This is a genomic window from Acidobacteriota bacterium, from assembly GCA_028875575.1.
Classification (GTDB): domain Bacteria; phylum Acidobacteriota; class Terriglobia; order Versatilivoradales; family Versatilivoraceae; genus Versatilivorator.
This window is the reverse complement of record JAPPDF010000054.1, coordinates 1-13,240: the sequence shown is the minus strand read 5'-3', so window position 1 is coordinate 13,240 and position 13,240 is coordinate 1. Positions and strand designations below refer to the sequence as shown.

The window sequence follows — 13,240 nt, the reverse complement described above, 5'->3', positions numbered from 1 at the left end:
GCCCTCCCATGGTGTTGTCGAGGTCGAAGTCACTCAAGCTGGCCGCGGCGGCTGTTCTGGCTGCCTTGATTTGTTTCGCCTGGGCGCCCGGGACAGCTCTCCCAGGGGAGGAGTCCAAGAAGGATCAACCCTTTGCCTTGCTCAAGGGGAGCTGCTTCGATCAGAGAGGCTTCAGCCTGCCGGGAGTGGCCATTCAGGTGACGCTGCCGCCGGGGGAGAGCGGAAGGAAAAAGGAAAAGCGTTGGCGGATGCAGTCCGACCGCCGCGGGGAATTTGCCGTCCGTCTTCCCGCCGGAGAACAGACCGTGGTGGTGACCGCCAGCAAGAAGGGCTACCGGAAGACGGAACAGTCCGTTCAGTTCTACGCCGACGAGATGCAGCACATCGCCATCCGGATGACGCCGGTTACCAAGTCGGAGTAGCCGGTTCCTCCTATGAAATGCGGACTAACGATTCGATGCCGACCCCTGCCCCCAAAGCCATGATGCGACCAAGTCTCCAGTTAACCGCCGGATTGCGAACCATCGTCAGGATGGGACCGGCGCCCTTTCTCTTGGGGTTGGCTCTGATCTGGGGATTGGTTTCCGGGGAAGCCAGACCCCAGGGTGACGAGGAGGCGCCTCGGACCAAGTCGATTCGCGGCCACGTGGCCGGGCCAGACGGGAAATCCCAGCCGGGGGCCAAGGTCTTCGTCAGGAACGTCAAGAACGAGACCACCACCATCCTCATCACGGACGAGAAGGGACTCTTTGCCATTTTCGGCCTGGAGCCGGCGCTCGACTACGAGATCCACGCCGAATACCAGCAGCTTAGCTCCAGAGTTCTGGCCATCAGCTCCATGCTCCAACGTTACGACAACGTCCTCAACTTCAAGCTGGCCGAAAGGGTGGTCGAGGAAAAACCCGCGGATGTCCCTGTGCGAATGCAGAGCGTCGAGATCCCGGGAAAGGGTGGATTGCACTTCACGGGCGACTGGTATCCCCCACCGGACTCGGAGGAGGTGCGGTTTCCGGCGGTGTTGCTGCTGCACGGTTCGGGGGAGACCCGCGGCGTCTGGAACACCTTCATCCAGGAGAAGCTTGCGGGAAACATGGTCGGGGTGCTCAACCTCGATCTGCACTCCGGGGAAGAGGAGTCGTCAGGGGGCGCGGCCACTCCTTCGGAGTCGGATCCCGACCGGATGGATGCCTTGCTGGAACTGTTCGAGGCGACCTTTGCCTGGCTGGAGGCTCAGGGAACGATCGATCCCTACCTCATCGGCGTGGTGGGAACCGGACTTGGAGCCGACCTGGCGTTTCTGGCCTCCGGCAAGTACGAAAATGTGCGCGCGGCGGTGGTGGTTTCCGGCAACCTGGCCAATGTCCGCGGCGTGGCCGAGCGGGCTCAAGACTTCCAACCTCACTCCATCCTCTTTCTGGCAACCCGGGGGGATGAGTCCTCCACCGCTTCCATCGCCGGATTGGAGCAGCAGACCGGATATCCGAGACTAACCCGAGTCTTTGAAGGCTCCAGCTCTCGGGGCATCGAGGTGCTTGCGGAGATTCCGGAAGCCTCCGACCTGGTGGTGGAGTGGTTGGACAAGAGGCTGCGCTGAACGCCGCCGGAGAATTCAGGCGGTAGCGGCCGGACTCGCCAAGAACCTCGGGTTGCGCCCAGACCTGCCCCCAAGCCAAGTCAAAATCAAGGAGATCGAGCAACCATGCTGGTGGTCAAGGTAGGAGGCAGTCTCGGTATCGACTACGACTCCGTGTGCCGCGATCTGGCCTCCCTCATCCAGTCGGGGCGCCGGGCCATTCTGGTCCACGGAGGCTCGGCCGAAACCAATGCGCTGTCGGAAAAGCTGGGGAAGCCCCCCCGCATGGTGACTTCGGTCTCGGGCTACGAGTCCCGTTACACCGACCGCGAGACTCTGACCATCTTCGAGATGGTCTATTGCGGCAAGATGAACAAGGGGATCGTGGAGCGGTTTCAGAAGCTGGGGGTGAATGCCGTGGGGCTCTCCGGGATGGACGGCCGCATCTGGGAGGGCCGCCGCAAGTCGACCATCACCATCGTGGAGAACGGAAAGCGGCGGGTGCTGCGCGACGACTACACCGGGCGCATCGAAAGCGTGAACCTGGACCTGCTCAACCTTCTGCTGGATCACGGTTACACGCCGGTGCTGACGCCACCGGCCGTAAGCCGCGAAGGAGAAGCCATCAACGTGGACGGCGATCGAGCCGTGGCCGTGCTCGGGGCCGCCCTGGGGGTGGACAAGCTGGTCATCCTGTCCAATATCCCGGGTCTGTTACGGGACCTGGAGGATGAGAGCAGCCTGATCCGGGAAATCCCCCTGGAAGAGGCCGATGCATTCATGGAATTCGCCCGGGGACGTATGAAGAAGAAGTTGCTGGGAGCGGTCGAGGCGGTGCAGCAGGGAGTCAGGGAGGTCATCTTCGGCGATGCCCGGCTGTCCGATCCCGTCACCCAGGCCCTCTCCGGGAAGGGCACCGTCATTCGCCGTCGGACCAGGGATTGATTGGCGAGACAGGACACTGGCGGCGTCCTCACAAGAATCGCGGCGTCTCCCGCCGATACCGCTCGTACTCCTCCCCGTATTGCTCCTTCAGCCAAACCTCCTCACTGAGTGGCATGATGATGAACACCAGGGCAAGCAGCCCATGGGTGACCCAGAGGAACTGTGAGTTCGCAATGATGCTCAGGCCCAGGAAGAGCAGGTTGAGTCCGAGGGATTGCGGGTTGCGGGTGAACCGGTAGGGGCCGGAGTCGACGAAGCCGTCCCTGAGGCCCCAGGAAGCCTTCCGGCCGATGGTGGCGATTCCCCACAGCACCAGCATTTCTCCGAGCAGAGCCAGCGGGATGCCGAGGAGCAACCGGAGGCCGCCCGAAAAGACCCAGGTATTCCAATCCAGCACCAGCAGACACGCGTTGAGTCCCAAGGCCCCACGGTAGCAGATCCAGATCATCACGAACTGCCACGAGCGCCGCGCCGGTGGAGGCCAGATCCGGCGGTCGGGCCGGACCACGGACGAGACGGTTGCGACCAACAGCAGGAAGAGGGCAACGAGGTCGATTGCGAACAGGACACGGATCAGGCGATCGTCTACGTCGATGATATCCATTGACATCGTTGGAGATTCCTTTCGGATCGAACTCCGCGAATGTTGCTCTGAATGCGGCCAGCCTCGGATATCCTCCCTCGACCTGACAGTCGTTCGTCGTCGCTCGGCCAGGTGACTTTGAGAAGGGGACCTGCATGCTCAGTGCCGGATGCCCGGCACCACCCTGCCGTTGTCGGCCCTCTATCGGGGTCGGGCCCCTGCCACGGCATGGAGAGCTTGATCGAAGGTCTTGATCTCGCTCACGCCGCGCCTGCGGCAACTGGCAAGGTGGCAGAGGTCCCGCGGGCTCAAGCCGGAATGCCGTTCATGGAGTTGCCGGGCCAGGGTGACGATCGAGGTGTTCGTCCCAATCCGGTTCCGTTTCCGGGCCTTCCATGCTGTCGCAGGCTCGAAAAAACTCTTTCAGATCCTCCGGGGATTGGAAGGGTTTGGATTGCTGTCGTTTCTGGAGATGCTCGCGGGCGGCAGCCCTCAACCAGGCACTCAACGTCATGCCCTCCTTACGTGCCTGGTACAAATAGCGGTCGCGATCTTCATCGGGAATGACGAGCTGAACTCTGGCCATGGCACTCACCTGTATCGCCTATAGGTTTTGATGTTTATCTTACATGTCCCCCGCTAGAGCAATCAACGGCGCCGATTTGCGAAGTGGCTTCACCGGATGTGACCTGGTAGACCGACATAAGGCAAGATAGGCACCCATGCGTTTGGGTGTTTGTGTGTGGAGATAGATCCATGACGCGATGGCATCTCTCTATCCCTGAAGAGACCGACCGGGCAGTGCTCACTTATCTTGCACGCACCGGAGGCAAGGAAGGCAATTTGTCCCGATTTGTCGATGAAGCCGTGCGCCGCCGTTTGCTCGATTTCACTGTCAGCCGGGTCAAGGACCGCAATGCCCGATATGTCCAGCAAGAAATCCTCGACCTGATTGACCAGGAGGTGGACGCCGCGCCCCGTGAGTGACAGGTCAACGGTGCGTGGGTGTTGCGTTTTGGTAACGCTGTGCGTTCCGGAACGGGTGCTTTCTATTCGCCGCATTCGCGGCTGGGTTGACGCGGACCCATACGACCCCGGGTTGCCACCCGGGGCCACCCTGAGCCGCAGCTACGCAGCTCTATAGGGATGGCTCGTAGGTGGCGTCTTGCCGGGCAACCCACGTCAACCGCAGCATTCGCAGCTCTCCCATAACCCACAACACTGCAAAAGGAAACGTGCTTTTCTATTTAGAATAGTGCCCCGGGCAAAAGCCCGGGGGAGCCATCGGGAAACGTCACATAGGGGAGTTGAGCCGCGAACGCGGCGGCAGCAAAAACCGGCATACCAAACTCAAACGCAAGCCCATTACTCATCTGCAAAAACGCTGCATGAGCCAGGCTCCTTGACAGCCGCGAATGCGGCGACAACCGGTAGCCGTGGGCGTCAGCTAGGCCCGGCCCGAGCCATTGGGACGCGGGCCATCAACTTCCCATTGCCGCACTACCGGGCGCGGGAATAGAATGGGAGCATCCATCGCGGCGTTCGTTGGGGCTCGGATGCCGGATGGGCGTCTGCGGCCGTTTAGAAGGTTTTTCTGCCATGAAGGCCGAATCCCTGAAGTCAAGACTGATTGCAGCCGGGGCGCTGGTGCTTTGCCTGGCCGGGTCGGGACTGGCGTCCGAGAAGTTTCCGGCCGAGGCGCTGGAGTTTTTCGAGAAGGATGTGCGTCCGCTCCTGGCCACGCACTGCTACGACTGCCACGGTCCCCAGATGCAGCAGGGCGAGTTGCGGCTGGACTCGAGAGAGGGAATTCTCAAGGGGGGGAGCCGCGGAGCCGCGGTGGTGGAAGGGGAGCCCGGGTCAAGCTGGTTGATCAAGGCGGTTCGCCACCAGGAGCTGGAGATGCCGCCGGCCGGCCAACTGTCAGCCGAGCAGATCGGCGCCCTGGAACGCTGGGTCGCCCTGGGTGCGCCCTGGCCCGAGCCTGCCGCCACCCCGGGCGGGCCTGGTGAGGTGGATGAGTTCTACGCTGGAATGCTGCGGGAGCACTGGTCCTATCAACCCTTGACCGAACCCCGGACGCCTGGGAATGGCGCACTTGCGTCGGGGCATCCGGTGGACCGGTTCATTCTGGCGGAGTTGGAACGCCGGGGTCTGAAGCCGGCCCCGCCGGGCGACCGGCAGACCCTGGTCCGAAGGCTCAGCCTGGTGTTGACCGGGTTGCCGCCCGAGCCCGAGGAAGTCGATCGATTCGTTCGGGATGCCTCCCCCAACGCCTACGAACGGATGGTGGACCGTCTTTTCGCCTCTCCTCACCTGGGGGAACGGTGGGCGCGTCACTGGATGGACGTGATGCGCTTCGGGGAAACCTACGGCTACGAGTGGAACTACGAGCTGCTGGCTGCCTGGCGCTACCGCGATTATCTGATCCGGGCCTTCAACCAGGATCTGCCCTTCGACCAGTTGGTGCGGGAACACGTGGCCGGCGATTTGCTGGATCAGCCCCGCATCGACCGCAGGTTGAGACTGAATGAGTCCCTGGCCGGGGCGGCATTCTTCCGCCTGGGAGAAATGGGTCACGACAACTGCGTGACCTTCAGGGAAATCCGCACCGACGTGGTCGACAACCAGATCGACACCCTCACCAAGGCCTTTCAGGGCCTGACGGTGGCCTGTGCCCGCTGCCACGACCACAAGCTGGACCCCGTTCCCACCCAGGACTATTACGCGCTCTACGGGATCCTGAACAGCTCGCGCCAGCTTTCCCGGACGTTGGACGTCGGGGACTCCGACCAATGGATCAAGCAGCGCCTCAAGAAGCTCAAATCTTCTATCCGCAAGGAGCTGGCCAGGCTCTGGATTCGCCAGTCCGAACAGATACCCGACTACCTGCTGGCGATCCAGGCGGCCCAGAGCGGAGCTGCTCCATCCGCGGCCCGGGCCGCCGGTCTCGATCCCGAACGGCTGAAGCAATGGCGCCTGGTCCTGCTCAAGCAGAGCATGGACACCGAGGGGATTCTCTATCCCTGGGCAGCCATCGCCTGTGAGGCCGGGTTGTCTCCCGCAAGCTTTCGCCAGGCCTGGTCGAAGATGGAGACCCACTACAAGCGGGAGACGGCGGAGCGCAAGGACTTCAACCGGACCCACTTTCTGAGCTTCGGCGATTTTCGTTCCGGCAGCCCCGGCGACTGGCGCCCCGACGGTCTCGGAATCATGGGGGGGGCGGTAAGCGACGGAGCATTGACCCTCAACACCGATGGCTCGCGAGCTGTTTCGGGGGTTCTTTCCGCCGGCCTCTACAGCCACGTCCTGTCGGAACGTCTCAACGGCGCCCTGCGCTCTCCCTATCTGCCCAAGGACAAGAAATTCGTGAGTCTGCGGCTCATGGGAGGCAAGCTGGCATCCCGCCGGACCATTGTGGATCACTGCATCCTCGGCGACGACTACAAGCCGCTGGAGAGCGATCGCCTGTCCTGGTACCGGATACCCATCAAGCACCGCGACACGACTTTTCCGCTCTATATCGAGCTGGTCACCAAGGACGGGAATCCCCGCATACCCGAGCGCCCCCGGCATCTCAAAGGCTACACCGAGGAGGACTTCGTCAGACCCGGGTCCTATTTCGGCATTTCTCGGGCGGTGCTGCACGACATCGAGGAACTGCCGCGGGAGGAGCTGGACTACCTGGACCCGCTGTTCCAGGGGGGAGCGCCGCGCAGTGCCGAGCAGTTGGCCGGGCGCTATGGAGCCGCCAGCCGCCGCGCCCTGACCGCCTGGGCCAAGGGGAAGGCGGGGTTGCCGGAGGTGCGCTGGATCAATTGGCTGATCGGGAACAAGCTGCTCGAGAACCGCAGGGACCTGAGCCCCCGGCTCAACCGCCTGGTTTCCGCCTACCGCAACCTGGAGTCCCGGCTCTCAACACCGCGGATCATCAGCTCCATGGGCGACATCGACCCCGGATTCGATGCCCCTTTGTTGGAGAAGGGAGACGCCAAGCGTCCCGCCGATCCGGTGCCTCGCGGCTACCTGACCCTGTTGAATGCCTCCGGATCGGCCTTCCGGACCCCGGGCAGCGGACGCAGGGAACTGGCCGAGATCATCGCCTCGGCCGACAATCCGCTGACGGCCCGGGTGATGGTGAACCGTCTCTGGCATCACGTGTTTGGCCGGGGCATCGTGTCCACCGTGGATGACTTCGGACGCTTCGGAGACAAGCCCACCCATCCCGAACTGCTCGACTACCTGGCCAGCCGATTCGTCAAGGACGGGTGGTCGGTCAAGCGGTTGCTGCGCCTGCTGGTTCTCTCGGAAACCTTTCGCCAGTCCAGCCGGCCGTCGTCCCTGGCCACCCGGGTCGACCCCGACAACCAAAGCCTCCACCACTATCCGCTGCGGCGGTTGGAAGCCGAGGTCATTCGGGACACCATCCTGTCGGCCTCCGGGAGGTTGGAACCCCGACTCTTCGGTCCCAGCATCCAGCCCTTTCGGGACGATCCCAAGGATTATCGCAAGCTGCTCTCCGGCCCCCTGGACGGAAACGGGCGGCGCAGCCTCTATCTGAGAGTGACCCGCATGGAGAGTCCGCCCTTTCTGGAACTCTTTGACTTTCCGGCGCCCTCGGCCACGCGCGGCCGTCGAGACCGCACCAACGTGCCTTCCCAGGCCCTGGCGCTGCTCAATGACGCCTTTGTGGTCGAGCAAGCCGGCTATTGGGCGGAACGACTGCTGGCTGAAGGGGATGAAACCGTGGAAACCCGCCTGGAACGAATGTTCCGCCGGGCGCTGGGCCGTTCGCCGGACCCGACCGAACTGGAGCGATTCAGAGGCGCGGTGTCGCGGTTATCTGCCTTGCACGGTGTCTCTGAAGAGAATATACTGGGCGAAAAAAAAGTGTGGAAAGACGTGGCTCATGCCATGTTCAATCTGAAAGAGCTTATCTATCTGTTCTGAGGCCCCACCATGTCGATTCGAAGAGGGAACGGAGAGGGTTGTCCAGGATATGCCGGCGCTCCGCTGACCCGGCGCCAGATGCTCAAGCAGGCAGCCAATGGTTTCGGAATGCTGGCGCTGTCTTCGCTCATGGCCGATGAGGCCTACGCTGGACTTGTTCCCACGGCCATGCCTCATTTCCCGTCCAAGGTGAAAAACGTCATCCTCTGCTTCATGCCTGGCGGGGTCTCGCACATGGATACTTTCGACCCCAAGCCCAAGCTGAACGAGCTGCACGGCCAGCTTTCGGGAGACGGGCAGAGGACCTGGCAAGGGTGCCCCTGGAGCTTCAAACGCTACGGACGGTCCGGGATGCCCGTCAGCGAGCTGCTCCCCCATATCGCCACCTGCGTCGACGATCTGGCCGTGGTCCGCTCCATGGTCTCCGGGTTTCCACTGCATCCCCGGGGCAACATCCTGTTCCATACCGGCAGAAACGTGGGAGGGCATCCCAGCCTGGGATCCTGGATCACCTACGCTTTGGGCAGCGAAAACAAGAACCTGCCCGGATATGTGCTGCTGCACACCGGAGATATTCCCCCCGGCGGCCTGGAGAATTTCTCCAACGGCTTCCTGCCGGCCACTCACCAGGCCCTGCCCGTCAAGGCCGAGGGCAATGCCATCGACAACCTGGTGGCCTCCGATGACCCGAAGCTCCAGCAGGCCAAGCTAGACCTGCTCCTGGATCAGGACCGGGCCTTCGGCGCCTCGGCCGGCAGCGACGACGCCGTGGATGCGGCCATCCGCAACTACGAGATGGCCTACCGCATGCAGTCACTGGTGCCGGACGTTCTGGATCTGGACAAGGAGACCGAAGCCACCAAGCGTCTCTACGGCCTGGACACCACCAACAAGGACAAGCTGAACTACAGCCTGCAGTGTCTGCGGGCCCGCCGGCTGGTGGAGGAAGGGGTGCGCTTCGTGGAAATCACCTGCCCGGTTCTATTCGGGCAGAACAACGGGACCTGGGATCAGCACTCCTATCTGAAGCGGGGCCACGAAGCCAACGCGCTGGTAACGGACCAGGCGGTGGCGGCGCTGATCAAGGACCTCAAGTCGCGCGGCATGCTGGAGGAGACGCTGCTCATCTGGGGCACCGAGTTCGGGCGGACCCCGGACAGCTCCAACGGCGACGGCCGCGACCACCTGGAAACCGCCTTTACCATCTTCATGGCCGGCGGGGGCACCAAGGGTGGCACTCTCTATGGCGAGACCGACGAGATCGGCAAGAAGGCGGTGGAAAACATCACCACGGTGCACGACCTCCATGCCACCATCCTTCACCTGGTGGGCCTTGACCACGAGAAGTTGACCTACCGCTTCGGCGGGCGCGACCTCAGCCTGACCGACGTCCACGGCAGCGTAATCCGGCCTATCCTGGCCTGACCCGCAACCAAAAGGATGCCGGACTGTCCGCAGTCTTCGGTGCTTACAGCTTCCGTGTCCTGGTCGTCACCGGCCCACTCTCCAAGGACCGAACGGCTACTCCTGGCTGAGCAGGAAAGCGCCGTCCCCGCTCCGCTCCCCGGGCCTGCCGCCGTCGTTGATCACGCCGTAAGTGACAAACGGGTTGTTGCCCGAAACCTTCCTCACCTGGACGTACCCCTGGCCGATCTTGCCTAGAATCCCGTTTTCCTGCCTCCAACGGCGAGGACCGAGCGTCACCGTTTTGGTTCTCGGTTGAGAATCCCCGCTACCGTCGTAAATGGTGATCTCGAAGGTGCTGGAGCTGTTGTCGATCTCTCCCGTATTCACCAGGGCCAGGTTGCTGCGGTTCTCCGCGTTCTGCTGCAGCCCGTAGACCCAGGCGCTTTCGATCGAAGCCGAGCCATAGGGCACCCCGTTGTAGAAGAGACTGTATTGTCCCCCCCTCTTGTCGGGAGCCCCCGTCCGCGCCCCGATCACAATCCCGCTCATGTCCCCCTCGGCCGCCCTGGCGAACAGCGCTCCCACATAGGCCCGGTTGGCCGGGCCTATGCCCTCCACCTGCCGCCGGCGCAGTTCCTCCACGATGTCGGGCAGGATGGTCTGTTCCCCCGCCTTTAGAGTCAGGTTGAATTCGGCGGTGTCGTCGGCGCCGGCCACAAAGTTGAAAACGATGGTCTTTTCAGAGGCCGAGAAGTTGGTGACGGTCAGCTCGCTTTGGAAGTTGCCGGTTTCGATGATGACCGGCAGGGTCTGTCCGCTGGTGCCCACCAGGGAAGACTCGGTCACCGGAAAGACGAAGGAGCCGTCCGAATTGAAGTTGTCGTTGATGACCCCGTAGACGTAGAAGGGGGCCGATCCGCTCACTCGTTCCACCTTCACATAGCCGTTGTCAAATCCGGCCGTGTCCAGGATACGGTTGTACTGATGGAACCCTCCCGGCTCCAGGTTGCGATCCGGCAGTTCAAGGCTGCTCCCCGGAGCTGCCAAGTCCCCGGAGACGACCGTGACCCTCAGGGTAATGGCCCCGTCGTCTGAGTTCCCGGCGTGCTGGACCGCCAGGTTGGAGCGGTCCTGACTGTTCTGCTGCAATCCGGCGATAACGGCCGAGCCGGTCAACAGGTCCTCAGGGCTCAAGCCCACGTAGGACAATCCGGCCCTTCCTCGTCCCTCTTCAACCGGGGTGCTGACCCTCAGGGTGACCGCGGCATCCGCAGCGGAGGAGAGATTGGAGAAATCGACCTGCAGGGTCCCGCCCGCCGAACCGCCCCCGATGGGAATGCCCAGGGAGGTCAGGTAAGCGACAGCGTCGGGAACGATCCGTTGCCGGCCAGCTCCCAGGGAATCCACGGCCGTGCCCGTGCCTCCCCCGAAGGACGCCGTGTAAACGTACCGGATGTATGCCGTAGTGGTTCCCCGGTTGGTGAGGGTCATTTCGGACGTAAAGAAGGATCCTGCCCGGCCCATGGCCCGCAGCACGATGGGAACGAACAAACGGCTGTAGATGCCGGTCGTCACGGTGAAGGACTCGGCGCTCACGGCCGTCCCGTCGGACGCAACCACGCTGATCGGCCCGCTGGTGGCATCCGGCGGCACGATGGCCCAGAGGCTTTTCCTGGACAGGACCTCGAACTCCGGAGCGCTCACCCCATTGAACAGGACGTCAGTGACGCCCAGGAAAAGGGTGCCGCTAACGGTGACCCTTGTGCCCACCTGCCCGCTCGAGGGCACAAACCCGGTAACCGTTGGCGGAAGCGCCGGGGTGATCGCCATGGCCTCGTCGGAGAATTCGGAATCGACGGTGGGCCCCAAGGCTCGTACCCGGTAGTGATAGAGGGTGGCCGGTAGTACCCCGCCATCCGAAAACATGGTGACGTTGGCAGCGGTTGTTCCAATGCCAATCCACTCATCGGAACCATCAACCCGCCGCTGCACTCTGAATCCGTTCTCATTGCTGCTGTTGTCCTGCCAGGTCAAGTCGATCCTGGAGGCGGAGACGGCTATTGCCGTCAGGTTGGTAGGGGGTGAAGGTGCAGAAGAGGGCCTTAAGACTCTAATGCGATTGTTGTGGAAATCGGCGAAGAAGACATTGCCTGCCCCATCCACATCCACACCGTACGGAGTGAACTGGGCCTGGAGCGCTGGTCCGCCGTCCCCGGCAAAACCTCTTACTCCTGTTCCCGCGATGGTGGTGATGATCCCCAAGGTGTCCACACGGCGAATGCGACGGTTGAGGGTATCGGCTATGTAGACGTTGCCGTCCCCGTCCACCGCCACGCCATAAGGGCTTCCTAGCTGGGCCTGAACTGCCGGTCCGCCGTCTCCGCTGAACCCCTTGGCTCCGGTTCCGGCGATGGTGGTGATGATCCCCAAGGGATCGACCCTGCGAATGCGGTTGCCGCCAGAGATGTAAACATTGCCGTCTCCGTCCACCGCCACATCCCTGGGGTATACACTTGCCTCGACTGCCGGGCCACCATCCCCGCCGTCCTCGTCATTTCGCCCAATGCCTGCGATTGTGGTAATGATGCCCAAGGGATCGACCCTGCGAACGCGGTCGTGGGTGGTATCGGCGATGTAGAGATTGCCGGCCCCATCTACGTCCAAACCTCGGGGCTCGCCGAGTTTCGCCTCGACCGCCGGGCCACCGTCTCCGCTGAAGCCGGACCTCCCGATCCCCGCGATGGTGGTGATGATCCCGGCGGGATCAACCTTGCGAACGACGTCATTGCTTCTGCTGGCGAAATAGACGTTGCCGGCCTTGTCCACTGCCACACCGGTAGGGCTGCGTATCCAAGCCTCGACCGCTGGGCCACCGTCTCCGAGATAGCCAGGACGGCCGATCCCCGCGAAGGTGGTGATTGTGCCCGAGGGATCCACTTTGCGGATGCGGGTGTTGCTGTTGTCGGTGATGTACAGGTTTCCGGCGCTGTCGACAGCAACGTCATGGGGGTCCGAGAACTTTGCCTCGACCGCCGGGCCGCCATCCCCGGAGTAGCCGCGGTCAGAGTAACTGCCAGTCCCGGTCCCCGCGACGGTGTAGATGGCGTAGACAACCTCGGTTGCCTGTGTATCTTCTTGCGCCTGGTAAGGCTGCCAGGCTGCCAACGCCGGCAGCAAGCCGCTCAGGCAGAATTTCACCAGGAAAGACATGGACGGTTTCATGAATCTGTCCTTTCTTTTATGGAAACCCGTTTGGAGTCGTGATCGACAACCAGAATGTTGCCCTCGGCGTCGAGGGCAATGTCGTTCAGGCTGGAGAAGGAAAGATCCGGTGACGCGCCCTGAGCGAACCCACCAGGTTCGGTCGGGGAGATAACGAATAAGGACAGGGCAAGGGTTTTGAGCATTCTGGGTTGCATGGACATTGTCGGGTCCAGCCCTTGGAGTGCCTTCCCTTAAATCGAGATTCGGTTCGAAAGTGAGGAAGTGGCATTCCCTCAGGCGTACAATGTTCCCCTGAAAGGGATCCCGAAGCCGGACCAGTAAAGCGTTAATCTCAAAGAAATCAAACCTTTAGAGGCTAACAGGCGAGAGAGACTCCCCTCTCAGGTGAGGGGATATGCAAGGACTCCAGTCGGCTTCGGCCGGACCCTACTCCCGAGCCGGGATATAGGCGCCGTCGCCGGTTCGCTCACCCGGAGCTCCGCCGTCGTTGACCACCCCGTAGGCCAGGAAGGGATTGGCCCCCGAGACCTTGCGGATGCGGACGTAGCCCTGCGTGG

Annotated in this window: 10 protein-coding genes; 6 read left to right on the top strand and 4 right to left on the bottom strand. The window is 62.5% G+C overall.

The features are described from left to right. The first annotated feature begins 8 nt into the window (after positions 1-8). The 3 genes from OXI69_08470 to OXI69_08460 all read left to right on the top strand — a co-directional run bounded on the left by OXI69_08470 (position 9) and on the right by OXI69_08460 (position 2,518). Positions 9-422: a carboxypeptidase-like regulatory domain-containing protein gene (locus OXI69_08470; GenBank protein ID MDE2666171.1), complete on the top strand. Its 414-nt coding sequence runs from the start codon at positions 9-11 to the stop codon at positions 420-422. A gap of 35 nt (positions 423-457) precedes the next feature. Further along, on the top strand, positions 458-1,594 hold the full coding sequence (locus OXI69_08465) for a dienelactone hydrolase family protein (protein MDE2666170.1): 1,137 nt from the start codon (positions 458-460) through the stop codon (positions 1,592-1,594). A 105-nt stretch (positions 1,595-1,699) separates the two neighbouring features. Beyond that, complete coding sequence (locus tag OXI69_08460; GenBank protein MDE2666169.1) at positions 1,700-2,518, top strand: [LysW]-aminoadipate kinase; 819 nt, start codon at positions 1,700-1,702, stop codon at positions 2,516-2,518. A gap of 28 nt (positions 2,519-2,546) precedes the next feature. Here the strand turns inward: OXI69_08460 and OXI69_08455 are convergent, their stop codons facing one another. The 3 genes from OXI69_08455 to OXI69_08445 form a co-directional block, all read right to left on the bottom strand. Continuing rightward, positions 2,547-3,128, bottom strand: coding sequence for a hypothetical protein (locus OXI69_08455; protein ID MDE2666168.1), 582 nt, complete (start codon positions 3,126-3,128; stop codon positions 2,547-2,549). 174 nt (positions 3,129-3,302) lie between these two features. Further along, on the bottom strand, positions 3,303-3,413 hold the full coding sequence (locus OXI69_08450) for a hypothetical protein (GenBank protein ID MDE2666167.1): 111 nt from the start codon (positions 3,411-3,413) through the stop codon (positions 3,303-3,305). A 13-nt stretch (positions 3,414-3,426) separates the two neighbouring features. Continuing rightward, positions 3,427-3,687 carry a hypothetical protein gene (locus OXI69_08445; protein ID MDE2666166.1) on the bottom strand — a complete coding sequence of 87 codons (261 nt, stop codon included), beginning with the start codon at positions 3,685-3,687 and terminating at the stop codon, positions 3,427-3,429. A gap of 170 nt (positions 3,688-3,857) precedes the next feature. Between OXI69_08445 and OXI69_08440 the strand changes: the two genes are divergently transcribed. From OXI69_08440 to OXI69_08430, 3 genes are all read left to right on the top strand, one after another. Further along, the gene (locus tag OXI69_08440) at positions 3,858-4,088 is read left to right on the top strand and encodes a hypothetical protein (protein ID MDE2666165.1); all 231 of its coding nucleotides are present in this window, start codon (positions 3,858-3,860) and stop codon (positions 4,086-4,088) included. Between the two features lie 612 nt (positions 4,089-4,700). Continuing rightward, the gene (locus tag OXI69_08435) at positions 4,701-8,051 is read left to right on the top strand and encodes a PSD1 and planctomycete cytochrome C domain-containing protein (GenBank protein MDE2666164.1); all 3,351 of its coding nucleotides are present in this window, start codon (positions 4,701-4,703) and stop codon (positions 8,049-8,051) included. A 9-nt stretch (positions 8,052-8,060) separates the two neighbouring features. Then, positions 8,061-9,476, top strand: coding sequence for a DUF1501 domain-containing protein (locus OXI69_08430; protein ID MDE2666163.1), 1,416 nt, complete (start codon positions 8,061-8,063; stop codon positions 9,474-9,476). Positions 9,477-9,572: 96 nt separating this feature from the next. Here the strand turns inward: OXI69_08430 and OXI69_08425 are convergent, their stop codons facing one another. Beyond that, positions 9,573-12,680 carry a hypothetical protein gene (locus OXI69_08425; protein MDE2666162.1) on the bottom strand — a complete coding sequence of 1,036 codons (3,108 nt, stop codon included), beginning with the start codon at positions 12,678-12,680 and terminating at the stop codon, positions 9,573-9,575. Positions 12,681-13,240: the final 560 nt, after the last annotated feature.

Coding starts and splice junctions, on each gene's coding strand:
- OXI69_08470 (MDE2666171.1), top strand. CDS start 9: ATGGTGTTGTCGAGGTCGAAGTCACTCAAGCTGGCCGCGGCGGCTGTT.
- OXI69_08465 (MDE2666170.1), top strand. CDS start 458: ATGCCGACCCCTGCCCCCAAAGCCATGATGCGACCAAGTCTCCAGTTA.
- OXI69_08460 (MDE2666169.1), top strand. CDS start 1,700: ATGCTGGTGGTCAAGGTAGGAGGCAGTCTCGGTATCGACTACGACTCC.
- OXI69_08455 (MDE2666168.1), bottom strand. CDS start 3,128: ATGTCAATGGATATCATCGACGTAGACGATCGCCTGATCCGTGTCCTG.
- OXI69_08445 (MDE2666166.1), bottom strand. CDS start 3,687: ATGGCCAGAGTTCAGCTCGTCATTCCCGATGAAGATCGCGACCGCTAT.
- OXI69_08440 (MDE2666165.1), top strand. CDS start 3,858: ATGACGCGATGGCATCTCTCTATCCCTGAAGAGACCGACCGGGCAGTG.
- OXI69_08435 (MDE2666164.1), top strand. CDS start 4,701: ATGAAGGCCGAATCCCTGAAGTCAAGACTGATTGCAGCCGGGGCGCTG.
- OXI69_08430 (MDE2666163.1), top strand. CDS start 8,061: ATGTCGATTCGAAGAGGGAACGGAGAGGGTTGTCCAGGATATGCCGGC.
- OXI69_08425 (MDE2666162.1), bottom strand. CDS start 12,680: ATGAAACCGTCCATGTCTTTCCTGGTGAAATTCTGCCTGAGCGGCTTG.